General features: G+C 71.0%; 19 protein-coding genes and 1 pseudogene. 8 read left to right on the top strand and 12 right to left on the bottom strand.

What is annotated here, in order from left to right:
* Nucleotides 1-37 precede the first annotated feature (37 nt).
* Nucleotides 38-997: an acetyl-CoA carboxylase carboxyltransferase subunit alpha gene (locus tag VMR06_RS09525; protein WP_325375574.1), complete on the top strand. Its 960-nt coding sequence runs from the start codon at nt 38-40 to the stop codon at nt 995-997.
* A 76-nt stretch (nt 998-1,073) separates the two neighbouring features.
* Complete coding sequence (locus VMR06_RS09520) at nt 1,074-2,471, top strand: hypothetical protein (protein WP_325375573.1); 1,398 nt, start codon at nt 1,074-1,076, stop codon at nt 2,469-2,471.
* A 224-nt stretch (nt 2,472-2,695) separates the two neighbouring features.
* On the opposite strand, the gene VMR06_RS09515 is transcribed toward VMR06_RS09520, so the two are convergent.
* The 8 genes from VMR06_RS09515 to VMR06_RS09480 form a co-directional block, all read right to left on the bottom strand.
* On the bottom strand, nt 2,696-3,871 hold the full coding sequence (locus VMR06_RS09515; protein WP_325375571.1) for an agmatine deiminase family protein: 1,176 nt from the start codon (nt 3,869-3,871) through the stop codon (nt 2,696-2,698).
* A 173-nt stretch (nt 3,872-4,044) separates the two neighbouring features.
* A complete protein-coding gene (locus VMR06_RS09510) occupies nt 4,045-5,211 on the bottom strand; it encodes an agmatine deiminase family protein (RefSeq protein WP_325375569.1) in 1,167 nt (388 codons plus the stop codon).
* A 118-nt stretch (nt 5,212-5,329) separates the two neighbouring features.
* Nucleotides 5,330-6,952 carry an ArnT family glycosyltransferase gene (locus VMR06_RS09505; RefSeq protein WP_325375567.1) on the bottom strand — a complete coding sequence of 541 codons (1,623 nt, stop codon included), beginning with the start codon at nt 6,950-6,952 and terminating at the stop codon, nt 5,330-5,332.
* Nucleotides 6,949-7,608, bottom strand: a complete 660-nt coding sequence (locus VMR06_RS09500; RefSeq protein ID WP_325375714.1) for an HAD hydrolase-like protein — start codon at nt 7,606-7,608, stop codon at nt 6,949-6,951. The genes VMR06_RS09505 and VMR06_RS09500 overlap by 4 nt, the downstream gene beginning before the upstream one ends.
* A 31-nt stretch (nt 7,609-7,639) precedes the next feature.
* On the bottom strand, nt 7,640-8,815 hold the full coding sequence (locus VMR06_RS09495; RefSeq protein ID WP_325375565.1) for a phosphoglycerate kinase: 1,176 nt from the start codon (nt 8,813-8,815) through the stop codon (nt 7,640-7,642).
* 243 nt (nt 8,816-9,058) lie between these two features.
* Nucleotides 9,059-10,582 (bottom strand): phospholipase D-like domain-containing protein, encoded by a 1,524-nt coding sequence (locus VMR06_RS09490; protein ID WP_325375563.1) that lies wholly within the window; start codon nt 10,580-10,582, stop codon nt 9,059-9,061.
* 193 nt (nt 10,583-10,775) lie between these two features.
* A complete protein-coding gene (gene lpxO, locus VMR06_RS09485; RefSeq protein ID WP_325375561.1) occupies nt 10,776-11,678 on the bottom strand; it encodes a lipid A hydroxylase LpxO in 903 nt (300 codons plus the stop codon).
* 148 nt (nt 11,679-11,826) lie between these two features.
* On the bottom strand, nt 11,827-13,041 hold the full coding sequence (locus VMR06_RS09480; protein ID WP_325375559.1) for a glycosyltransferase: 1,215 nt from the start codon (nt 13,039-13,041) through the stop codon (nt 11,827-11,829).
* 425 nt (nt 13,042-13,466) lie between these two features.
* Here VMR06_RS09480 and VMR06_RS09475 point away from each other — a divergent pair, with 425 nt between their 5' ends.
* From VMR06_RS09475 to VMR06_RS09450, 6 genes and pseudogenes are all read left to right on the top strand, one after another.
* Nucleotides 13,467-14,339 (top strand): transporter, encoded by an 873-nt coding sequence (locus VMR06_RS09475; protein ID WP_325375557.1) that lies wholly within the window; start codon nt 13,467-13,469, stop codon nt 14,337-14,339.
* 75 nt (nt 14,340-14,414) lie between these two features.
* A complete protein-coding gene (locus tag VMR06_RS09470; RefSeq protein ID WP_325375555.1) occupies nt 14,415-14,894 on the top strand; it encodes a DUF1097 domain-containing protein in 480 nt (159 codons plus the stop codon).
* A gap of 29 nt (nt 14,895-14,923) precedes the next feature.
* The gene (gene aldA / locus VMR06_RS09465) at nt 14,924-16,360 is read left to right on the top strand and encodes an aldehyde dehydrogenase (RefSeq protein WP_325375553.1); all 1,437 of its coding nucleotides are present in this window, start codon (nt 14,924-14,926) and stop codon (nt 16,358-16,360) included.
* A gap of 93 nt (nt 16,361-16,453) precedes the next feature.
* A complete protein-coding gene (locus tag VMR06_RS09460; RefSeq protein WP_325375551.1) occupies nt 16,454-17,047 on the top strand; it encodes a Rieske (2Fe-2S) protein in 594 nt (197 codons plus the stop codon).
* A gap of 68 nt (nt 17,048-17,115) precedes the next feature.
* Nucleotides 17,116-18,843, top strand: a complete 1,728-nt coding sequence (locus VMR06_RS09455) for a PQQ-dependent dehydrogenase, methanol/ethanol family (protein ID WP_325375548.1) — start codon at nt 17,116-17,118, stop codon at nt 18,841-18,843.
* Between the two features lie 124 nt (nt 18,844-18,967).
* Nucleotides 18,968-19,205, top strand: a pseudogene (locus VMR06_RS09450) (IS3 family transposase); the annotation flags it as partial.
* 241 nt (nt 19,206-19,446) lie between these two features.
* On the opposite strand, the gene VMR06_RS09445 reads toward VMR06_RS09450, so the two are convergent.
* The 4 genes from VMR06_RS09445 to VMR06_RS09430 form a co-directional block, all read right to left on the bottom strand.
* Nucleotides 19,447-21,441, bottom strand: a complete 1,995-nt coding sequence (locus VMR06_RS09445; protein ID WP_325375546.1) for a sigma-54-dependent Fis family transcriptional regulator — start codon at nt 21,439-21,441, stop codon at nt 19,447-19,449.
* 175 nt (nt 21,442-21,616) lie between these two features.
* Entirely contained in the window at nt 21,617-23,077 is a 1,461-nt protein-coding gene (locus tag VMR06_RS09440; protein ID WP_325375544.1) for a LutB/LldF family L-lactate oxidation iron-sulfur protein, read from the bottom strand.
* Complete coding sequence (locus VMR06_RS09435; RefSeq protein WP_325375540.1) at nt 23,074-23,769, bottom strand: lactate utilization protein C; 696 nt, start codon at nt 23,767-23,769, stop codon at nt 23,074-23,076. The genes VMR06_RS09440 and VMR06_RS09435 overlap by 4 nt, the downstream gene beginning before the upstream one ends.
* Nucleotides 23,766-24,560, bottom strand: coding sequence for a (Fe-S)-binding protein (locus VMR06_RS09430; RefSeq protein ID WP_325375538.1), 795 nt, complete (start codon nt 24,558-24,560; stop codon nt 23,766-23,768). The genes VMR06_RS09435 and VMR06_RS09430 overlap by 4 nt, the downstream gene beginning before the upstream one ends.
* Nucleotides 24,561-24,583 lie beyond the last annotated feature (23 nt).

Genomic DNA, 24,583 nt, shown 5'->3' with positions numbered 1-24,583 from the left:
GGCTATACTGCGGATCTTTTCGCTCGAACAGCGTCGAATGAACCCGAATTTCCTCGATTTCGAACAACCCATTGCCGAGCTGGACGCGAAGATCCACGAGCTTCGTCACGCCAGCCAGGGACAGGCGTTCAATATCGACGAGGAAATCAGGCGCCTGCAGGACAAGCTCAAGCTCAAGACGCACGAGATCTTCAAGGGCCTGACCTCCTGGCAGATCGCCCAGCTGGCGCGCCACCCGGCGCGTCCGTACACGCTCGACTACGTCGGCGTGATCTGCGAGGAATTCCACGAGCTCGCCGGCGACCGCGCCTATGCCGACGATGCGGCGATCGTCGGCGGCCTCGGCCGCATCGACGGCCGCAGCGTCGTCGTGATCGGCCACCAGAAGGGCCGCGACACCAAGACCAAGGTGCGCCGCAACTTCGGCATGCCGCGCCCGGAGGGTTATCGCAAGGCCTTGCGGCTGATGAAGCTGGCCGAGCGCTTTCAGCTGCCGATCCTGACGTTCATCGACACGCCCGGCGCCTACCCGGGCGTCGGTGCCGAGGAGCGCGGCCAGAGCGAGGCGATCGCGCGCAATCTGCTCGAGATGGCCGAGCTGCGCGTGCCGATCGTGTGCACGGTGATCGGCGAGGGCGGCTCCGGCGGCGCGCTGGCGATCGGCGTCGGCGACCGCACGCTGATGCTGCAGTACTCGACCTATTCGGTGATCTCGCCCGAAGGCTGCGCCTCGATCCTCTGGAAGAGCGCCGAGAAGGCGCGCGACGCCGCCGAGGCGCTCGGCCTGACCGCGCCGCGCCTGCTCGAGCTCGGCCTGATCGACAAGATCGTGCGCGAGCCGCTCGGCGGCGCGCACCGCAGCCCGCGCGCGATGGCGGTACGGCTCAAGGCCGTGCTGCTGAACGAGCTCGACGCGCTGGGCGGGATCGACGCCGACACCCTGCTCGAGAACCGCTACCAGCGCCTGCGCCGCTACGGCGCCTATACCGAGCAATAGACGCCGGACCCGCAGCGGGATCGTGCGTTCAGCGGGGCGGCGGCGCCGTCCCTGCGATGATGCGCCCACCATGCCGATGCTTCGCCGCCCGATCTCGATGGCCGTTCTGTACCGCACTGCCGTCCTGGCCTGCCTGTCGGCGCCGGTCGCCGCCGCGCACGCCGGCGAGGCGCCGCGCTACGACGAGGAACCGGTGCTCGAGGCGGCCACCCTGGTGCCGCCCGAGCGGCTGGGCGGCCCCGGCTTCACGGTCGATCCGCACGTGGAGATCCGCGGCTACATGGCGCATTTCACGCTCGACACGCCGGCCGGGCCGCTGCAGGCGCAGAGCGTGGAGATCCTCGCCGAGCGGGAGGACGAGCTGCCGGTGCTGCTGGCGCTGGAGCGGCTGACGCGATCGGACGCATTCACGCGGTCGGCCGGCGGCACGCTCGGCGGCACCGCGCGCGCGGTCGGCAACGTGATGCTGCATCCGATCCAGACCTTGCGCGGCCTGCCGGCCGGCGTCGCGCGCTTCTTCGCCGCGCCGTTCGTCAAGCTCGGGCGGCAGGCGCAGTCGCTGTCGGACCGGGTCGCGCGCGAATGGGGCACCGCCGGCAATCCGTATCCGGCGGCCGACGGTCCGATGACCGATGCGCGCCAGGCGCGCGGCGAGCGGCCCGGCCGCAGCTGGTACGCCGGCGTCGGCGCCGAGGCCGGGCGCGAACTGAAGCGGCAGGCCGAGTACGGCCAGGCCAAGCGCGAACTCGCGCGCCAGCTCGGCGTCGATCCGTACACGTCCAACCCGTATCTGCACGACCAGCTCGACCGTCTGGCCTGGGCCGGCGTCGGCGGCCGTCTGTCGGCCGCCGCCGTGCTCGGCGGCGTCGGCGGCACCGCGGCCATGGCGACGACGCTGCAGATCGACTCGGCGGTCTGGTCGCTCGACGGCGATGCGCTGCGCGCGCGCAACGAAGAGCGCTTCGGTCGCTGGTGTGCCGACGACCTGCTGGTGCGCCAGTTCCTGCGCCGCGGCACCTTCACCCCGACCTTCCACGGCCGCCTGCTCGAATCGCTCGATACGCTGCGCCCGGCCGCCGGCGGCGATGCCCTGCTCGAGCTGGCGATGAGCGCGCGCTCCGAGCTCGAGGCACGCTTCGTCGTCAACGCGCTGCGGCTGCTCGCCGCCGACCCGAGCGTCGACAGCGGCGCCGGACGCCTGCGCACGATCGGCGCCGCGCTGGCCTGGCAGCGCGCCGACGGCAGCGTGCTGCTGCCGCTGCCGGTCGACTACCTGAGCTGGACGCCGGAGGTCGAAGCCTTCTTCGACCGCGCCGAATTCCGCCTGCGCGACAAGACCGCGCTGGTCGCCGGTCAGGCGACGCCGCGCGTGCGCCGCGGCCTGACCGAGCGCGGCTGGGGCCTGGAGCTGTTCGCGCGCTGGCCCGGCGCGCCGCGGCGCGCCAGCGACAGCGAACCGGCGCCGCTGGACTGAATCGCGCCGCCGCGGCGCCGGCCGATCGGCCTGGGCGTCGTTGCAGGTCGTCGCGGCGCTCGGCCCGGCGCCGCTGGCCTTCATCCGCATGTCGCGCTGCCTGTCGATGGACCTGCGCAGGTGCGAGCGCAGGGCACGGCCGGCCGCCATCGCGAACACCCGCGCTGTGTCCGCGCAATCGGGCGGCGCGCCGTCGCGGCCGGGCGCGGCGCACCGCGCCCCGGTCAGTCGTAGTCGTTGCGGAACACCAGATCCGGCACGTGCATGACGATGCAGTGGATCGCGCCGGCCAGCTCGATGATGCCGGTGCAGTCGATCGGCACGATCTCGTGCTCGGGCAGCGCCGATCGGTAGGTCGCGATGGCCTCGGCGTTCTCGATCGGGTAGTCGTTGAACTGACAGACCAGGGCCAGGCGATTCATGATCACCGAGTTGGCATAGGTGTAGTGCGTGCCGTTGCTGTTCCAGCCCGGCGTGCGATAGACCGTATAGCCGCGCGCCTGCATCAGCGCCGCCGTGTCGTCAGTGACCGTCTTGGGCACGCCGCCGCCCTGTTCCGGCCCGTACTGGCCGATCAGCACCTTCTCGTCGGTCAGCGGCAGCATCCACATGTCGATGTGCTGGGTGCCGTCGTACCAGGACGGGAACGGATCGGTCAGCGTGACGTCCAGACCCTGATGCAGCAGGTAGTAGTCCTTGATCTGCTGCTCGCCGACGCCGGGATTGTCGCCGACGATCAGCCGCGTCATGAACGCCTCGCGGTTGCGGAACAGATGGAAGTTGCCGCCGCCGTGATAGAGCGGCAGGTCGTAGATCGCCTCGTTCCACTGCGCGGCGACCGCCTGCGGCACGCGATCGTCGTTGGGGCGGCCGGCGGCGTAGTTGTAGACGTGGTCGGAGATCGAGCGGCGGCCGGCATCGTCGATGAAGCGCGGACCGTAGTCGCGGATCCAGGCGCTGTCGGACTCGGCGGTGATGAAGTGCAGATGCGCCGGATCGGCGCCGGCACCGACCAGCACGCTGCGCGCCGAGGCTTCCTGGGTCGCGTCCGAGACGACGATCCATACGTCCGACGGCGGATCGGCCGTCGTGATCGGCACGACCATCGCCGCGTGCACGCTGTTCATCGCGCCCCAACGGATCATCATGCCCTGGCTGGCCTCGTATTCGGTCTGCGCGCGCACCGGCCCGGGCGGCGCAGCCAGCGGCGCACCGGAGCCGCCCAGCGGCGGCCGTGCGGCACGCCGCTCGTGCGCGGCACGCGCGCGCGGCAGCGGGTCGGCCTCGTCATCGACGATCGTCGCCAGATAGGCCGGATCGGCGCGCCGCGCCGGCGCGGCGTGAACGCTCGCCGCCACGGCGGCGCAGAACAGCAGGCAGCATCGGACACGGTTTCTCATCGGCATCGACTCCCCAATCCTGCCGATGCAACGGCTGCGCGGCGGCACACCCTACCCGGCGATCGCGGCCCGCGAGATCCCGCTGCGCGGCGCCGCCTCGACCGGATGCACCGCGGCACGCCGATTGCGCCGGCGCACCGCGGCTCCGCCGCCGGTGCGCCGGCAGCGCTAACTCAATCGTGATCGCTGCGGAACAGCAGGTCGGGTACGTGCATGACGATGCAGTGGATCGCGCCAGACAGGCCGATGATCGAGCTGCAGTCGACCGGTACGATCTCGTGCTCGGGCAGCGCGGACTGGAACGTGGCCACGGCCTGGGCATTCTGCGTCGCGTAGCCGTTGAACTGGCACACCAGCACCAGGCGATTCATGATCACCGAATTGGTATAGGTGTAATGCGCGCCGCCGGCGCGCCAGCCCGGCGTGCGGTAGACCGTGTAGCCGCGGTCCTGCATCTGCGCCGCGGTCGCGTCGGTGACCGTCTTGGGTACGCCGCCGCCCTCGCCGGCCGCGTATTCGCCGATCATGACCTTGCCGTCGGCCAGCGGCAGCATCCACATGTCGATGTGCTGGGTGCTGTCGTAACTCGCCGGGAACGGATCGGTCAGCGTCAGGTTCAGGCCCTGATAGGCCGCGTAATCGTCCTTGATCTGCTGCTCGCCGACGCCGGGGTTCTCGTTGACGATCAGCCGCGTCATGAACGCGTCGCGGTTGCGGAACAGATGGAAGTTGCCGCCGCCGTGCGTCAACGGCAGGTCGTACAGCGTCTCGTTCCACTGCGCGGCGATCGCCTGCGGCACGTGGTCGTCGTTGGGCCGCGGACGGTTGTAGGTATGGTCGGAAATCGCGCGGCGGCCGGCGTCGTCGATGAAGCGCGGGCCGTAGTCGCGGATCCAGACGCTGTCCGACGGCGCGATGACGAAGTGGACGTGGTCCATGTCGGCGCCGCCGCCGGCGAGCACGTCGCGCGCCGAGGTCTCCTGGTTCGCGCCCGACACCACGACCCAGACGTCCGACGGCGGATCGGCCGTCGTGATCGGCACGACCATCGAGGTGTGCAGCGCGTTGTAGGCGCCCCAGCGGATCATCAGGCCGTGATTGGCCTCGTATTCGGCCTGCGCACGCACCGGACCGGCCGGCGGTGCCAGCGGTGCGGACGGCCACTGCGGCGGCGGCCAGATCGCCCGCTCGCGCGCGCTGAGGCCGCGCGGCAGCGGGTCGGCCTCGTCGTCGACGATGCCCGCCAGATAGGCCGGATCGGCACGCCGCGCCGGTGCGGCATCGGCCACCGCGGCGGCGGCCAGGCAGGTCAGCAACACACAGAGGGATCGGAGCATCATCGCGGGCCCTGAAGGCGGTCGGAAAAGCGCCATCGTGCCATGTTCCGGCCGGCCGCGCCGCGCCAGACCGGTCCGGGTCGGCCGGCCCGGCAGCGGCCGGGCGCCGGGCCCGCGGCCGCTACTCGTCGTCGGCCGGTGCCGCGGCCGCGCCGCCGGCACCGCTCTCGAGCGCGAAGCCGTCGGCGCTCAGATCGGCCACGCGCCAGATCGCCGCGCTGCCGCCGCGGAACGCGGTCCGGTAGGCCGGCTCGGCGCGGAAGTCGAAGCGCTGCTCGAGCGCGATCACGCGGCCGTCCGGATGTGCCGCCGCCCAGGCGCGCAGGGCCTCGAGGTCCAGCACGAACGGCACCGGCCGGCTCAGCCGGCCGGCGAAGCCGTAGACGCCATGATGCCAGCCGATCTGCATCAGCGGCACGCCGCGATCCTGCAGCGCGCGCACCTCGGCCGCGATCGCACGCGGATCGTAGTGACTGCCGGTGCCCTGCACGATCGCGAGCTTGAAGATCAGCACCAGGCCGAGCATCGCCAGCGCCGGCACGGCCGCCTCGCGCAGACGTGCGCGCGCGAGCCACAGGCCCACGCCGGCGATCGCGGCGGCGATGCCCCAGCCCGGCCAGATCGCGCGCAGCCACAGCAGATGCGCTCGCGCGCCGCCCCACGACGGCAGCGCCGCGAACAGCAGGCCGGCGGCGATGATGCCGACCGCGAGCAGGCCGATGCGGACGCGCAGCCAGCCGTGCGCGAGCGCGACGCCGAGCGCGATCGCGAAACCGGGCAGCACCGGCAGCAGGTAGTGGCCCTGCTTGCCGCTGACGAACGAGAACGCGAACACTGTCGCCAGCGGCCAGACCAGGCCCAGCCGGATCGCCGGACGCGCCCAGGCCGCCCGGCAGTCGGCCCAGCGGCCACGCAAAACCAGCGGCCACGGCAGCAGCATCGGCGGCAGGATCAGCGCGTACCACCAGCCCGGCCGCCGATGCGCGAAGCTCTCGGTCACGCGTCCGAAGGTCTGCTTCAGGAAGATCGCATCGGCATAGGCCGCGCCGCCGCGCAGCGCGGCCGGTATCGCCCAGGCCAGCGCGATCGCCGCGCCGAGGCCGATCGCGAGCGCGAACGCGCCGTAATAGCGGCCCGGCCGGTCGCGCGCGGTCGCGCTCCACAGCGGCGCGCTCGCAGCGGCGAATACGATGTCGAGCAGCGCGACCGGCCCCTTCGCCAGCACGCCCAGGCCGATGCCGAATCCGGCGACCAGCACGCCGCGCGCGATCCGGCCGTCGGCCAGATCGAGCACGCCGAGCAGGGCGACCAGCACGCACGCGGCGAGCAGCACGTCGAACATGATCGCGGTCGAGAACAGCGCGAACCAGGCGATGCCGGCCATGATCCACATCGCATGGCGCGCGGCGGCTTCCGATTCGCCGAGGCGCAGCACGATGCGCCGGATCAGCACCAGGCCAAGCAGCGAACAGGCCAGCGCCAGCGCGCGCCCGGTCCAGCCCGCGACGCCGGTCACCGACCATCCGGCATTGATCAGCCAGAACAGCAGCGGCGGCTTCTGCGCGTAGAGCTCGCCGTTCAGATGCGGCACCAGGACATCGCCGCTCTGGCGCATCTCCCAGGCGACGCTCAGATAGCGCGTCTCGTCGATCGGCAGCGGCGGCAGCGCGAACACGACCGGCAGCAGCAGCAGCGCCACCGGCAGCCACGGACGGTCGAGCAGCGCGCGCACGAGCGGCTTCATGCGATGCGCGGTTCCAGCAGCAGCGGCAGCAGCTGGTCCGGCTGCGCTGCGATCGCATCGGCACCGGCCTCGCGCAGCTCCTCGACGCTGCCGAAGCCCCAGGCCGCGCCGATCGCATAGACCGCGTTGGCGCGGGCACCGAGCACGTCGAAATGGCGGTCGCCGACCATCGCGCAGGCGCTGGCGGCCACGCCGAAATCGCCGAGCGCGCGCGCAATGCGCGCGGATTTGTCGCCGCTGACCGTGCCGGGCGGCGCGCCGTAGACGGCCTCGAACGCCTCGCCGAACGGCAGGTGCGCGACGATGCGGCGCGCCTGGTCCTCGATCTTGGTCGTGACCACGGCCAGGCGGCTGCCGCCCGCGCGCAGGGCGACGATCGTCTCGGCGATGCCCGGATAGACGCTGAGCTCGCGCCAGCCCGAAGCGACGTAGCGCTCGCGATAGGCCGCAACGGCGGCGTCGACGCGCGAATCGCCGGCGCCGAGCACGGCCGCGAAGCTCTCGCGCAGCGGCGGCCCGATCCACGCGCGCAGCGCCTCGCGCGTCGGCGGCGCCAGGCCGAACCGATCGAGCGCATGCGCGACCGATGCGGCGATGCCGGGCTCCGAATCGACCAGGGTGCCGTCGAGGTCGAACAGCACCAGCGCCGGATTCACGCCGGCGCCGCTGCGGCCGCGCCGATCGCGATCAGTCACCGCGCTCGAGCAGTGCGGCGACGGCCGGCAGCGTCCTGCCTTCGAGAAACTCGAGGAACGCGCCGCCACCGGTCGAGATGTAGGACACGCGGTCGGCGATGCCGTACTTGTCGACCGCAGCCAGCGTGTCGCCGCCGCCGGCGATCGAGAACGCCGGCGAGTCGGCGATCGCCTGCGCCAGCGTGCGCGTGCCGTTGCCGAACGCGTCGAACTCGAACACGCCGACCGGACCGTTCCAGACCACGGTGCCGGCCGCGGCGATCAGCGCCGCGTAGCGCGCGGCGGTCTGCGGGCCGATGTCGAGCACCATGTCCTCCGCGGCGATCGCCTCGATCGGCTTGACGGTCGCCGGCGCGTCGGCCGCGAAGCGCGGTGCGACGACGACGTCGACCGGCAGCGGAATCGCCGTGCCGCGCGTCGCCGCGGCCGCGACGATGCGCTGTGCGGTCTCGATCAGGTCGGGCTCGTACAACGACTGGCCGACCGCGTGGCCGGCCGCCGCCAGGAAGGTGTTGGCGATGCCGCCGCCGACGATCAGCTGGTCGACCTTGCCGAGCAGGTTCTCGAGCAGGGTCAGCTTGGTCGAGACCTTGGAGCCGGCGACGATCGCCAGCAGCGGCCGCGCCGGCTGCTCCAGCGCCTTGGCCAGCGCGTCGAGCTCGGCCATCAGCAGCGGGCCGCCGGCGGCGACCTTGGCGTAGCGGATCACGCCATGCGTGGAGGCCTGGGCGCGGTGCGCGGTGCCGAACGCGTCCATCACGAACACGTCGCACAGCGCGGCATAGCGACGTGCCAGCGATTCCTCGTCCTTGGCCTCGCCGACGTTCATGCGACAGTTCTCGAGCAGCACGATGTCGCCCGGCGCGACGTCGACGCCGTCGACCCAGTCGCGGACCAGCGGTACCTCGCGGCCGAGCAGCTCGCCGAGCCGCGCGGCGACCGGCGCCAGCGAATCCTCGGCGCTCCACTGGCCTTCCTTCGGCCGCCCCAGGTGCGACATCACCAGCACCGCCGCGCCGCGCTCCAGCGCCAGGCGCAGGGTCGGCAGCGAGGCGGTGATGCGCTGCTCGGAGGTGATGCGGCCGTCCTCGACCGGCACGTTGAGATCCTGGCGGATCAGCACGCGCTTGCCGGACAGGTCGAGATCGCTCATGCGGACGATGGACATGCAACACTCCTGCGGGAATTCCGGAAAAGGACAGCGGGACGGCGGCCGCTCGTGGCCGGTCCGGGCGCGCCATTACAGCGACTGGCCGGCGCCTTTGCAAACCGCCGCCGCGTGCCCGGCACGCGCTGCGGCGAAGCCGGTGCCGCGGCCGGCGACGGTGCCGTCGCGGTATCCGGCGAGCACTGCGAACACCGTTCGGAACGCGTGCGCACGGGCACGTGGATGCCGCTTCGGAGATCCCGCTCAGACCTCGAACGTCAGCGCCAGCAGCAGGCCCTCGCCGACGTCGCGCGCGAGCGAAGGTTCGGTCGCGACGTACGGCTGCGCCGCCACGGCCTGCGCGAGGATCCAGTCCGCCAGCCAGGCAATCGCCTCGGGCGAGCGGATCAGCAGCATCGACTCGTAATTCAGCAGCAGGCTGCGCGTATCGAGATTGACCGAACCGGCCAGCGCGAGCCCGGCATCGAAGACGATCGCCTTGGCGTGCACCATGCCGGCGCTCAGATGGATGCGCGCACCGGCCGCGGCCAGACTGCGCAGCGCACGGCTGCGCGCGAGATCGGCGATGCGGTGATTGGAGCGCGCCGGCACGACCAGATCGAGCGTCACGCCGCGCAGACAGGCCAGCCGCAGCGCCTGCAGCAGGCCGGGATCGGGCACGAAGTACGGTGTCACCGCGACGATGCGCTGCCGCGCGCGCGAACAGGCCGCCTCGAGCAGGGCCAGCACGGTGTCCTCGGCCTGGTCGGGGCCGCTCGGCACGAACAGCAGGCCGGCCGCGCCGGCATCGGATGCGATCGCGCCGGACCCGATGGAAGCCGATCCGGTCCGATCGGCCGGGACGTCGGCGGACACGCTCCCGCCAGGCCCGGCGGTCTGTGCTGCCGGCCCACGCGGAACGCGCGCGCTCGAACCGGCAGCGGCCAGGTTCGCATCGGAAGCGGTCGCCGCCACCACGGCCGGTTCGCCTCGCGATGCAGCCGCGACCGCGCCGCCACCGCCGCGCGCCCAGTCGCGCTCGAACTGGCGCGCGACGACCGCACCGATCGCACCGTCGAGCTCGAACGTCAGATCGATCCACGGCGGGCCGCCGCGGTCGCTCGAGAAATACTCCGCGGCCAGATTGCGCCCGCCCATCCAGACGCGCTCGCCGTCGGCGATCGTCCATTTGCGATGGTTGCGCAGGTTGCGCGCCTGCCCCAGGCGCGGCACCCACGGCGGCTGGAACACGCGCACGCCGACACCGGCCCGGCGCAGCCGCGCGACGATGCCGCGCCGCGCCAGCAGCAGGCCGGCACCGTCGATCAGCACGCGTACGCGCACGCCGGCATGCTGCCGTTCGATCAGCGCCGCGGCGACGCGCTCGCCGTCGGCATCGGCCGCGAATACGAACGTCGCCAGATCCAGCGTCGAGCGCGCGCTGCCGATCAGCGCGATCAGCGCGCGCAGCGAAGCCGTACTGTCGGCATGGAAGCGAACCGCGCCGGTCGCGGGTCCGGCCAGGCCGAAGCCGCGCGCATAGGCCGCGGTCCAGTGCTCATCGGCCGGTACGGACCGCGCCGGCCGCGGCGTGACGGGCCGCTGCTTGCGGCCGCCGAAGATCAGATACAGCGGCAGGGCCAGGTACGGCGCAAGCAGCAGCGCCAGCACCCAGGCGATCGCCGCGACCGGAGGGCGCCGGTCGCGGCGCAGCCGCGTCACCATGACGTAGACCAGCAGAGCGCCGATCACGGCCAGCGCGTGCCAGGACAGCCACGGTGTCGCCATTGCGCCCCGCCCTTCCGCACCGGCGGTCGCCGGCGCGTGCAGCGTCCCAGCCGTCGGCCGGCCGGTCAACCGGGGCGCGCGGCCGCCACACCCGGCCGGACGCCGGAGCGCGGCGTGCTGCATGCCATTTCCGCGCGCGTCAAGCGCGATCGAAGACCGCCCGGAATATCCGGACGCAGCGCCGGGAACGCGCCTACAGCCGAACGATCAGCACCACCAGCGCCAGCAGCAGCCCCCACTTCAATGCGTAGTACAGCGTCTTGTTGCGCTTGCGCAGCTCCTTGGCACGCAGACGCAGCGCATAGAACGAGCCGAACGCGCGATTCAGCGCGCCGGTGCGGTCGCCGGTCTCGTTCGGCGAGGCCGCGGCCGCGACGAAATGACGGCCGACCCAGCGGTTGAGCGCCTGCGCCCAGCGATAACGCATCGGCCGCTCGACGTCGCAGAACAGGATGACGCGCTGCTCGCGCGTCTCGTTCTTCGCCGTATGGATGTAGGTCTCGTCGAACATCACGCTCTGGCCGTCGCGCCAGCTGTAGCGCGTGCCGTCGACCTCGATCCAGCAGCCGTCGTCGTTCGGCGTCTGCAGGCCGATGTGCAGCCGCAGCGAACCGGCGAACGGATCGCGGTGCGGATGCAGGTGGCCGTCCGGCGGCAGCTCGGCGAACATCGCGGCCTTGACGCTGGGGATCTCGCGCAGCAGCGCCGTGGTGACCGGGCACAGCGTACTCGCCGACGGATGCGCCTCGTCGTACCACTTGAGGTAGAAGCGCTTCCAGCCGCGGCGGAAGAACGAGTTGAAGCCGACGTCGTTGTAGCCGTCGGCGGCCTTGATCTTCTGCAGGTCGCGCAGGTGCAGCGCCTCGTCGCGGATCTCGCGCCAACGCGCGCGCAGCGGGGCGAGCTCCGGGAACAGATCCGGATCGACGAACGGCGTGGTCGGCACGCGCGAGAACGCGTACATCACGACGTTGATCGGCGCCATGAAGGTCGAATGGTCGGTGATCTGCCGCGACAGGCGATGGCGCACGCGGCCGCGCAGATGCACGTAGAGCGCCGCGGCGAGAAACGCGGCGATGAGGGTCCACTTGATCACGAGCGCTCCATCGGGGGCGGCCCGCGAAGGGAATGGCGCGGGCTCGATACACGATAACGCATCCGCGGCCGCCCGCCGATGACCGCGGCCGCGCAATACGGGCCCGATCATGGCACCCCGCGGCCCGTCCCCCGGCCGGAGGCCGCGCTCAGAGCGATGCGACGACGCGGGCGGCGGTCGCCGCGCCGTCGTAGCCGGCCAGCAGCCGCGCGAAGCGCGCGGCGCGCTCGCGATAGCCGGCATCGTCGATCACCGCGGTCACGGCCTCGGCGAACGCCGCGTAGCCGTCGCGCCGCGTCGACAGCCGGCGGCCGAGGCCGAGCCGCTCGATCGCCGCGAGGTTCCACTCCTGCTCGCCCTGGTTCGGCAGGCCGATCAGCGGCACGCCGTGGCCGAGCGCCGAGTAGATCGAGCCGCGGCCGCCATGCGTGACCATCGCCGCGCAGCCGTCGGCGAGCACGGCGCTGGCCGGCACGTAGTCGGTCACGACGACGTTGCCCGGCAGCGGCGCCCCTGCGTAGCCGTACAGGCCGCCGGTCGCCGCGATCACCCGATAGTCATCGCGGCCGCCGAACAGGTGTGCCAGATAGCCGACGACGCGCGTGAACTGCTCGCCGTACGAACCCAGATAGACGAACAGCGTGCGCCGGCCGGCCGCGGCGCCGATCGCCGCCGGCCGCGCCGCCGCCGACTCGTGCAGCAGCGGCCCGACCGCGTGGACGTGTGCGGGCAGACCGTCCACCGGCATCAGCTCGCGCGCGTCCATCAGGATCGTCGCGTCGCCCTCGAACAGGTCCTGCAGCGAATCGATCGGCGCCTGCCCCCGCGCGCGCAGGACGGCGTTGTACGGCCGCGCCCAGGCGCGGAACAGCTGGCGCTCGGCCCAATGGCTGAGCGGCCGCAGCCAGCGCTGCGGCAGCGGCCGGGCCCAGGCCGCCAGCGGGTGCGACTCGGGCAGCAGGCGCTCGCCGCGGTAGTAGCGCGTCAGCACGGTGTTGCAGAGCACCGCGCGCGGCGTGCGCGTCAGCCGCGCCGACAGGCCGAGCGTCGGCCGGTGCAGGTCGACCACCGCATCCGGCGCGAAGCGGCCGATCAGCGCGCACTCGGCGTCGACGAAGGCGGCGACGCTCTCGGGCGTGTGGTAGTCGAGATTGGAACGGTTGAAATGGGCGACCGCCCGGCACGAGTCCAGCTCGATCAGGTCCTCGGCGTCGAAGCCGGCGGCCTCGACGAAGGACAGGCAGCGGCCGCGCCCGGCGAACACGACGCGGTGACCGGCCGCGCGCAATCCCTCGCCGATCGCGATCAGCGGCTGCGTGCCGCCGAGGTGATGGGCGTACGGAAACATCAGGATCGTCTTCATCGGCGGCCGCCCCCTTCCCCGGCCTCGTGACGGCCGTCCCCCGACGGCGCGGCGCACTGTACCGGAACGCGGCCGGGCGCAGCGGTGCGCTGCGGCATCGCGACGGCGCGCGCACGCGGCCCGGCCTGCGACAGATGTCGCAGGCGCCCCTCGACACCTGTCGCCGCTGTCGCTGCTGTCGCAGCGCCCGCGCTCTGCGGCATCGCACCACATTCCCAACCGAACCGGACCCGTATCAGACGCTTGCCATTCGCGGCTGCGCACCACGGACGAAGCTGGCACGGCGTGGAACGGGACTTGCACTTCATCAGCGCGTCAGCCGAACGGCGCCCTCGGGACCGCTCGCCGACCAAGACAAGCCGACGCTCGGATCGCGCCCTCGGGGCCGTCGAGAGCGCCGGCACACAAAAACCGGGAGGACAATCATGAATCCGATCCAAGGGACGCCGCGCGCGCCCCGCCGCCATCTGGCCCTTCGCATCGCCTGCGTGCTGGCGCTGGTCCACGCCGGCCATGCCGCCGCGCAGATCACGTTCGACGTGATCGGTCCGCACGAATACGACCTGCCGGTCGACTTCGATCCGTTCAACGTGTTCGTGCAGTACGGCATGGTCCAGGAGGACGACCGTTTCTTCAATCGCGACGGCGACCGCATCGACGGCTCCGGCGCCCAGCGCATCGTCGGCATGTCCAAGTACGTGCGCTTCTGGTCGCCGGAGTCCAACCGCAACATCGGCGTGGCCTGGGAGGTGATCGTGCCGGAAGTGGCGATCCGCAACCGCAGCCTGGCCGACGGCGACCGCCACGTCAGCGGCATCGGCGACCCGTTGACCGGCTTTGCGATCTGGTACAAGCCCAGCGCCAACGCGACCCTCGGCTTCCAGTCGTTCCTGCAGATTCCGGTCGGCACCGATCGCGTCAGCGACACCAACTGGAAGAACCTCTCGAGCTTCTTCTGGGATTGGCGCATCGGCGAGAAGTTCGGCTGGACCGGCGACGCCGGCATCGTCTACCAGACGCGGCGCGACGACGGCACCCGGCCCGGCATGGTCTGGCACACCAACAACCGCTTCGGCTGGCGCGCGTCCAAGCGCCTGGAGCCGTTCCTGGCGATCGACGCGGAATACCTCGAATCGCGCGACGGCGCGCCGAGCGCGCACGTGGTCGACGCCGGCCCGGGCCTGATGTTCCACACCTTCGACAACCAGTCGATCACGCTGCGCTACTCGACCTCGGTCGACGGCCGCAACCACAGCGTCAACGACAGCTTCAACATCAAGTACGCCTACGTCTGGTAAGCGGCCGCGCACGATCCGCGCAGCCTCGCGCTGCGCGGATCCGCGGCTCCCGATCCCTCAACGAGAGAGGCTGACATGAAACCCTTGATTGCTCTGGCCGTATCGATCGCCGTGCTGGTCGCGGTGTGGGTGTATCTGAGCATCGGCCTGCCGGCGCTCAAGCTGATCCCGTGGATCGGCTTCGTCGCCTGGGCGACCTTCTTCGCCGCCGGCGGCGGCAGGGCCGCGATCGCACGCACGCTGCCGCCAGCGATCGCCGCGGTGCTGCTGACCGCGCTGACGATGTTCGCGGTCGGCCACGCCGGCGGCGGACTGGCCGCGCTGATCGTGCTGATCGCGGTCCTGGCTTTCGTGCTGGTCTTCATGGCCGGCCATCGCTTCCTGGCCTATACGCCGGCCGCCTTCCTGGGCGCGGCGACCTACTTCGGCACCGGCGGCAAGATCGACGACAGCATCGGCTTCGTCATCGTGTCGTGGATCGTCGGCGTGGCCTTCGGCTATGTATCGGAGCGGTTCGGAGCCCGGCTCAGCAAGCCGGCCGCCGCGAACGGATAACTGCAAGAACGTCATCTCGAGGAAACGCAATGACCACCGAGTACACCAACTACATCGACGGCGCCTTCACCGCGCGCTCCGCGGCGACGCTGGAGGTGACCAATCCGGCGACCGGCGCGCTGCTGGCCCTGGTCCCCGACAGCGATGCGACCGCGGTCGACGCGGCGGTCGCCGCCGCCAAGCGCGCCCAGCCGGCCTGGGAGAAGCTGCCGGCGATCCAGCGCGCCGGCTACCTGCGCGCGATCGCGGCCAAGCTGCGCGAGCACCGCACCGAACTGGCGCGCATCATCGTGCGCGAGCAGGGCAAGGTGCAGGGCCTAGCGCAGGTCGAGGTCGACTTCACCGCCGACTACATGGACTACATGGCCGAGTGGGCGCGCCGCCTCGAAGGCGAGGTGCTGACCAGCGACCGTCCGAACGAGAGCATCTTCCTGCTGCGCAAGCCGGTCGGCGTGGTCGCCGGCATCCTGCCGTGGAACTTCCCGTTCTTCCTGATCGCGCGCAAGCTGGCGCCGGCTTTGGTGACCGGCAATACGATCGTCATCAAGCCCAGCGAAGAAACGCCGATCAATGCCTACGAGTTCGCCAGGCTGGTCGCCGAGACCGACCTGCCGGCGGGCGTGTTCAACCTGGTCGGCGGCCGCGGCGCGATCGCCGGCGACGCGCTGGTCTCGCATCCGGACGTCAACCTGATCACGTTCACCGGCTCGGTCGCGACCGGCAGCCGCATCATGCAGACCGCCGGCAAGAACCTCACGCGCGTCAATCTCGAGCTCGGCGGCAAGGCGCCGGCGATCGTGCTGGCCGACGCCGACCTCGATCTTGCGGCCAAGGCCATCTACGATTCGCGCGTGATCAACACCGGACAGGTCTGCAACTGCGCCGAGCGCGTCTATGTCGAACGCAGCGTGCACGACGCCTTCGTCGAGCGCCTGACCGCGCTGTTCAAGGCCACCCGCTACGGCGACCCGTCGGTCGACGCCGACCTGCATATGGGTCCGCTGGTCAATCAGATCGGCCTGGACAAGGTCGAGGCGATGGTCGAGCAGGCCAAGCGCGACGGCGCCACCGTCGTGACCGGCGGCAAGCGCGCCGACCTCGGCCAGGGCTTCCACTACGAGCCGACCCTGATCACCGGCGCGCGTGCCGAGATGGACATCATGCGCAAGGAGATCTTCGGACCGGTGCTGCCGATCCAGGCGGTCGACAGCCTGGACGAGGCGATCGCGCTGGCCAACGATTCGGACTATGGTCTGACTTCCTCGATCTTCACGCGCAACATCAATTCGGCGATGAAGGCCGTACGCGAGCTGCGCTTCGGCGAGACCTACATCAACCGCGAGCACTTCGAGGCGATGCAGGGCTTCCATGCCGGCCGCAAGAAATCGGGCATCGGCGGCGCGGACGGCAAGCACGGCCTGTACGAGTTCACCGAAACCCACGTGGTCTATCTGCAGACGCCCTGACCGCGCCCCCGTCACCCCCAAGCCCCAACGAACCACCGGCCCCACGCGCGCCGCCCGTCCCCCGGACGGCCGCCAGGCACCGCGAGATACCGCATGACCGACAAGACTCCACCGTGCGCCTGTGCGTGCGCGACCCACGACCCGGCCCGGCGCAGCGTGCTGACCGGCGCCCTCGCCCTGGCCCTGGCCCCGCTCGGCGCACCCGCGCTCGCGCAGGCTCCGGGCCGCACCCAGAAGCCCGAGCCGGGCGACCGCCTGGCCTACATGATGGGCGACAAGAAGGATCAGGAGATCAAGCCCGGCGACCTCCTCGCCGGTGAGGCGCCGACGCTGGCCTATCCCCTCGATCCGGCGACCGGCAAGGTCCTGGTCTCGCGCGTCAACCTGCTGACCGTGGTCAAGCTCAAGGCAGAGGACCTCAAGCCGGCCAGCCAGAAGAACGCCGCCGACGGCATCGTGGCGTTCTCGGCGATCTGCACGCACTACGGCTGTCCGATCACGACGCTGCACCCGAGCCAGAGCCAGATCGTCTGCAACTGCCACGGGTCGGTGTTCAACGCGGCCGATCGCGGCGTCGTCACCAACGGGCCGGCCACGCGCCGGCTCGCGATGCTGCCGCTGGCGATCAAGGACGGGGCGCTGGTGGTGGCAGGCAAGTTCGACGGCCCGCTCGGGCCACCGACGTGACCGGCGCGGCATATGCCGTACCGGCCCATAACCACAAGAAACCTACGAGACACCGGGAGGAGACATCCATGAAGCTGCAAACGATCGTCGTCGCACTGACCGCGGCACTCGCCTCGGGCATCGGCGCCGCCGCCGAGTACAAGCCGGTCACCGCCGAGCGCCTGGCCAATCCGGAACCGGAGAACTGGCTGCTGACCAAGGGCAACTACGCCGGCTGGAGCTACAGCACGCTGAACCAGATCACCACGTCCAACGTCACCAAGCTGCGTCCGGTCTGGTCGGCCGCGACCGGCGTCAACTCCGGCCACGAGGCGCCGGCCATCGTCAACGGCGAGTACATGTTCGTCGCCACGCCGCACAACCACGTGTTCGCGTACAACGCCAAGACCGGCAAGCCGCTGTGGCACTTCCAGCGCGAAGTGCCCGAGGGCATCGGCGCGCTCCACCGCACCAACCGCGGCGTCGCGCTATGGAACGACAAGGTCTACGTCGGCAGCGTCGACTGCATGCTGAGCGCGCTCGACGCCAAGACCGGTAAGCTGATCTGGGAAGCGCAGGTCTGCGACTGGGAGACCGAGAGCGCGTACATCACCTCCGCGCCGCTGGTCGTCAAGGGCAAGGTCATGATCGGCCCGTCCGGCGGCGAGTTCGGCGTGCGCGGCTTCCTCAAGGCGTTCGACGCCGAGACCGGCAAGCTGGCCTGGACGCGCTACAGCGTGCCGGCGCCGGGCGAGCCGGGTTCGGAGACCTGGCCGCAGACCGGCGAGTGGAAGGACGCGTGGAAGAACGGCGGCGGCACGATGTGGATGCCCGGCAACTACGACGCCAAGAACGACGTGATCTACTGGGGCGTCGGCAACGGCGCGCCGTGGCTCGGCGACCAGCGCCCCGGCGACAACCTGTACCTGGCCTCGGTGCTCTCGCTCAATCCGGCCAACGGCAACATCATTGGCCACTTCCAGTACCACTGGAACGACTCGTGGGACTGGGCCGGCATGAACGCGCCGACCCTGGTCGAGTTCGACCGCGGCGGCAAGAAGGTCAGCGGCCTGATCAGCGCGCAGCGCAACGGCCGCCTGTACTGGCTGGACCGTGACGCCAAGGGCAAGATCACCTACAACAAGTCCGAGCCGTACGTCACCAACACGGTCTTCACGAGCATCGACCCGAAGACCGGCCGTCCGACCTACGACGAGAACGCCAAGCCGGCCACCGGCAAGACGCGCACCTACTGCCCGAGCCTGTGGGGCGGCAAGGACTGGCCGTACGAGGCCTACAACCCGCAGACCGGGATGCTCTACATCCCGTACAACGACAACCACTGCCTGACCCTGACCGGCATGGTCCAGGAGCGCATCCCGGGCCAGTGGTCGGCCGGCGTGGACATCAACCGCCTCGATCTCTCGGTCAAGGAAGGCTTCGACCACATCGGCGGCATCCAGGCCTGGGACATCAACACCGGCAAGGAAGTGTGGCGCGAGAAGTATCCGCACTCGTGGAACTGGGGCTCGATCATGACCACGGCCGGCGGCGTGCTGTTCGCCGGCGGCACCAACGACAAGATGTTCCGCGCCTACGACGCCAAGAGCGGCAAGCTGCTGTGGGAGTTCCCGACCCCGTCGGGCATCATCTCGCCGCCGTCCACGTTCTCGATCGACGGCAAGCAGTACGTCGCGATCGTGTCCGGCTACGGTGTCGACGCCCAGTGGATCCAGGGCAAGATGCACACGCTGGCCGGCTGGGACGAGAAGGTGCCCGAAGGCGGTTCGGTCTGGGTGTTCGCACTCGGCGACTGATCCCTCGCTTCAAGACGGCGGCCGCGCCCGCCGCCGTCGCTCCACTTCGATCCGCGCCGTCGGCATGAGGCGCGGATCTGTTTTTTGGGATGTCGCGCTCCTTGGGTCGCTCGCTGAGTTCGGCCTTCAGCCGGGCATGAGCCGGCGCGGCAACGGCTGGATGCGCGCGCCCCTTGCTGGGGCACAATGCAATTGCCGAGTCGTTCTTCAGCAGCTTGGCGAAGGAGCGCAGCCGCAAGCGCGTCTATAAGACCCGAGAATGGGCGCGCGCCGACGTCTTCGACGACGTCCAGGCCTTCTGCAATCGAACCCGCCGTTACAGCCCTCTGGGCGGCATCAGTCCCGAGGCTTTCGAACAGGCCGGGGGGGTGAGGCTGGAAAGTGTCTTTGAGACTCGGAGCAACCCAGGACATTTCGTACCGAGAAGAAGGGACTCGCGACTGCATGCGCGGCGCACTCGGAAGCGCCACGGCGGGCAGACATGGAGCGAGCCGGCCGGAACTGCCGTATCGGCCAAAGCCGCCGGACGATCCGACGAAACCGCACGGGCCGCCGCTCCTTTCCGTGGATCGAGGCGCGGACGAGCGCCGCGCCGAGCCGGGCTCAGGCCATGTCCAGCGGCGAGACGATGCCGTAGCGCTTCATGCGCCGGTAGATCGTCGCGCGGCACAGGCCGAGGTCGCGGGCCGCGTCGCTGACGTTCCAGCGGCGGCGGCGCAGCGCCTCGAGCAGGACGCCGGCGTCGCCACGCGCGCTGCCGATCGGCACGACCGTCGCGCCGCGCGCAGCGGCCGACGCCTCGTCCGTGCCGAACGGAATCTCTGCACCGGCATCGGCGATCTCCGGCGGCAGATGGCCGACGTCGACACACTCGCCGTCGGCGATCGACAGCGCGAAGCGGATCACGTTGCGCAGCTGGCGCACGTTGCCGGGCCAGTCGTGGCCGAGCAGCAGCGCCTGCGCCGCCTCGCTGATCGCCGGCGCGGTGTCCTGCGCGGCGGCTTCCTCGCGCAGGATCAGGTCGATCAGATAGGTCTGGTCCTGACGCTCGCGCAGCGGCGGCAGCAGCAGCGTCGCGCCGCAGAGCCGGTAGTACAGATCCTCGCGGAACGTGCCGGCGACGATCTGCTTGCGCAGGTCGCGGTGCGAGGCGGCGATCACGTTGAGATCGACGCGGATCGGCCGGTCGGCGCCGAGCGGCAGGATTTCGCGCTCGGACAGGACGCGCAGCAGTCGCGTCTGCAGCGTCAGCGGCATGTCGCCGATCTCGTCGAGGAACAGCGTGCCGCCGTCGGAGCGCTGGATCAGGCCCTTCATGCCCTTGCTGCGCGCGCCGGTGAACGTGCCGGGCGTGTAGCCGAACAGCTCGCTCTCGATCAGCGATTCGGGGATCGACGCGCAGTTGACCGCGACGAAGGCGTTGCCGGCGCGGCGGCTCGACTCGTGCAGCGCACGCGCCAGCACTTCCTTGCCGGTACCGGTCTCGCCCTGGATCAGGATGCTGACCGGCTTGTCGACGAGGCGCGCGGCGCGGTCGAGCAGCTGACCCATGCGCGGGTCGTTGCCGGCCAGCCGCGCCAGCACCTCGCCGCGGGCCGGGACGGGTTCGGCCTCGGCGGCGATGCGCGCCGCCGGTGCGATCCGCGGCGCGATCACCGAGGCGTGATAGCCGTGGCCGTCCCAGGTGGTCACGATCGCCGGATCGTCGCGGCCGCCGCCGCGCGTCAGGCGCCAGATGTCGTCGATGCGCGTGCCGAATACGCCGCTGAGATGGCTGCCGACCAGCTTCGCGCGCTGCGCCTCGTCGAGCCGCGCGCAGTCGAGCAGGCGCAGATGGCGGCGCGCACCGGCGTTGGCGCCGACGATGACGCCGTCGCGATCGAACGCGAGCATCAGCTCGCCGCTGACGTCGACCAGCGGACCGACCGTGCCGAGCCGCAGGATCCAGCGGTCGCGGAACTGCTGCATGAAGTTCGCGTCCTCGATCATGCGGCCGTAGAGCATGGTGAGATGGCGCACCAGGTGCTGGCTCTCGCGCTCGGCCGGCGAGGACAGCGCCGAGACGTCGAGCGCGCCGAGCAGGTTGCCGTGCGGATCGTACAGCGGCGTGGTCGTGCAGCTCAGGCCGACGTTGCCGATGTAGAAGTGGTCGTCGCGATGGCAGGTCAGCGTGGTGCGCTCGGCCAGGCAGGTGCCGATGCCGTTGGTGCCGGCGTAGAGCTCGCTCCAGTTCGCGCCGAGCGTCAGGCCGGCGCGACGCAGCGCGATGTCCCAGGTGTCGTTGCCGATGTAGTCCACGCCGATGCCTTCGGCGTCGGTCAGCAGCAGCACGTAGCCCAGATCGGACACGTGCTTGTAGAGCTGCTCCATGCCGGCGCGCGCGACGCGCAGGTATTCCTCGTTCTGCTGGATGCACTCGCGAACCCGGCTCGGGTTCTCGATGCGGATATCCGGCCGGCGCGCGGGGTCGAGGCCGTAGCGCTCGACGCAGCGCAGCCACGAGCGCTGAATCAGGGACGTGCCTTCGCCGCCGGCGGCCGGCAGCGTGCCGGCGACGACGCCCAGAACGGTGTCGACATGGTGCTGCGACAGGGTCATCGGGTTACCTCCTGCGTATCCGCCCGCCTTCAGCATGCGGCGGCATTCGTTGTAGGGGGGCCGGCATCACCGGTCCGGCGGCGCCAGCGCCGCGTACACACTGCCGCCGGCCCTCCGGCGACACTCCGATCGTCCCTGTCAGCGCGACGTTCCCGTTGCCGGCCACCGCCGCTGCTCACGGCCTGCGCGATGTCCGCCCGGCCCGCCGCTGCGCCAGCTGCTCGCGCAGCGAACGGCGCGCCGGCCGCAGCGGCGCGCGCGACCGGGTCCATCCTGCCTGGTTGCGGGGGGCCAGACCGCGCAGACGGGGCGCGATCCATGCAAAAAAACGATACAGCGCGGGGTGCGCGTAGAGCAGCCGCCAGCCTTTCCAGGCCAGCGTCTCGCCGATCGTACGCGCTGCGCCCTGCCCCTTCAACGCGGGCGCGCCGGCCGCCGACGGCGCCTCGTGCCGCGCCGCCTCGCGCAGCCGCATCAGCATGTCCGGAATCGGGATCCGCACCGGGCAGACCTCGCCGCAGGCGCCGCACAGGCTGGAGGCGGTCGGCAGGTCGCGGGTGGAGGCCAGCCCGAGCAGGTGCGGCTCGATGATCGCGCCGATCGGGCCGGGATAGGTCGTGCCGTAGGACAGGCCGCCGACGCGCGCGTAGACCGGGCAGTGATTCATGCAGGCGCCGCAGCGGATGCACTGCAGCGTCGCGCGGAAGCGCTCGTCGCGGTAGGCCTGGGTGCGCCCGTTGTCGAGCAGGATCAGGTGCACCTCGCGCGGGCCGTCCTTCTCGCCGCTGCGGCGCGGGCCGGAGATCACGTTGAGATAGGTCGTCACCGCCTGCCCGGTCGCCGAGCGCGTCAGCAGCGCGAACAGCGGTACCACGTGCTCGAGCTTCTCGACGACCTTCTCCAGGCCGGTGATCGCGATGTGCACGTCCGGCACGGTCGTGCTCATGCGGCCGTTGCCCTCATTCTCGACCAGCACCAGCGAACCGGTCTCGGCGACCAGGAAATTGACGCCGGAGACGCCGATCGGCGTGTCGCGGAACAGATTGCGCAGCGCCTGGCGGCCGATCGCGATCAGCGCGTTGACGTCCTCGGTGTACGGCGCGCCGTCGATGCGGTCGGCGAAGATCCGCGCCACGTCCTCCTTGGTCTTGTGGATCGCCGGCATGATGATGTGGCTGGGCCGGTCGTCGTCGAGCTGCAGGATGTACTCGCCCATGTCGGTCTCGACGCACTCGACGCCGGCCTCGGCCATGCGGTGGTTGAGCTCGATCTCCTCGCTGACCATCGACTTGCCCTTGACCATGCGTGTGGCGCCGTGGCTGCGCGCGATCGACAGGAAGATCCGGTTGGCGTCCTCGGCGTTCTCGGCCCAGTGCACGCGGATGCCGTTGGCGGTCAGGTTGGCTTCCAGCCGTTCGAGCAGGTCCGGCAGCTGCGCCAGCGCGTGCTGGCGCACGCGCTCGCCGAGGCCGCGCAGCCGCTCGAACGCCTCGGTGTCCGGAAATTGCGCGCTGCGCTTGTCCATCAGGAAGTCCATCGCGCCGCGGAAGCTGCGGCGCAGCACCGGATCGGCCAGCACGAGGCGCGCGTTGTCCTTGAAGGCGGTCGGATCGGCGACCGGGCGTGTCGCGCTCACGGGCTCACCTCGTCGCGGATCAGCACGATGATCAGCTCCTTGGGTCCGTGCGCGCCGTAGACCAGCAGGCGCTGGATGTCGGCGGTCTTGGACGGGCCGGTCACCAGCAGCGCATTGGTCGGCAGGCTGCCGGCCCAGCGCTGGGCGTCCATCGCGGCGAACAGGTCCGCAAACAATGTGCTCGCACGCAGCACCGCGATGTGCACCGGCGGCACCAGCGACAGCGTGCGCGGCTCGTGCCGGTCGGGCCAGACGATCAGCGTGCCGGTCTCGACGATGCCGCCGCGCGTCGTGGTGATGCCCGCGTCGACGCCGTCGAACAGCATTTCGCGGCAGCGCTCGATCGGCGCGTCGTACCAGGCCAGCCGCGCCGCATCGATGCGCGCGGCGAGTCCAGCCGAGAGTGCGGTGTCGCGCCCGGCCAGCACGCGGCGCAGGCCCTTGGCGCGGACCACCTCGGCCACCGCATCGGCCCAGTCGTCGGGACCGGTCTCGACGACCTCGGCGCGCCAGCCGCGCGCGCGCTCGGCGAACGTCGCGGCCAGTCCGGCCGCATCGGCATTCGCGAGGCGGACGCGGAAATGCGTGGCGACGTCCGGCACCGGCGGCACCGCGGCCGGGCCGGCCGCGCGCAGGCGGCCAAAGATCGCGGCACGCGCGCGCCGGCTGGCCTCGTCGATCGTCGCGTTCATCGTGCCGGCTCCTCGCCGGCCGCGAGCCGGCGCAGCAGGAAGCTCGCGATGTGCTCGCCGCGCACCGCCGCGCCACGTTTCTCGAGCGTCAGATTGAGATTCATCAGGCAGCCGCAGTCGGCGCTGACGAAGCGGTCGCAGCCGGTCGCGAGGATCGCCTCGACCTTGTCGGCGGCCATCGCCGCGGAGATGTCCGGCTGCTTGACCGAGAACGTGCCGCCGAAGCCGCAGCATTCCGGCTCGTGGTCGTGGACCGCCAGCGTCACGCCGGGCAGGCGCGCCAGCAGGTCGCGACCGACCATGTGCGTGCCCATCTCGCGGCGGGCGCTGCACGAGGTATGCAGGCACAGCGTCTCTTCGGTTCCAGCGGATGCGATCTCCTCGCCGAGCAGACCGGCGACGAACTCGGTGAACTCGACCGTGCGTGCGGCGATCGCGGCGGCCTTCGCCGAGCGCAGCGGATCGCCGGCGAACAGCCGCGGCCAGTGGTGGCGGATCATGCCGGCGCAGGAGCCGGACGGTACGACGATCGGCCAGGGCTGCGGAAAGAGGTCGAGCTGCGCCGCCGCGACCGCGCGCGCATCGTCCGGAAAGCCGCTGGTATAGGCCGGCTGGCCGCAGCAGGTCTGGCCTTCGGGAAAGCTCACGCGCACGCCGAGCCGCTCGATCACCTCGATCGCGTCGAGTCCGGCCTGCGGCGCGAACAGGTCGAGCAGGCAGGTCGCGAACAGGTAGACGTCCGCCGGGGGCGCCGGGTCGGGCTGCGTCGCTGGGGCCGGGATCGTTGCCATGTGCATCCGGTGACCTTGAGTGC

The sequence above is a fragment of the Dokdonella sp. genome, from assembly GCF_035511235.1.
Classification (GTDB): Bacteria; Pseudomonadota; Gammaproteobacteria; order Xanthomonadales; family Rhodanobacteraceae; genus Dokdonella.
Note: the sequence above shows the minus strand (reverse complement) of the source record. Positions and strands in the feature narration are given on the sequence as shown.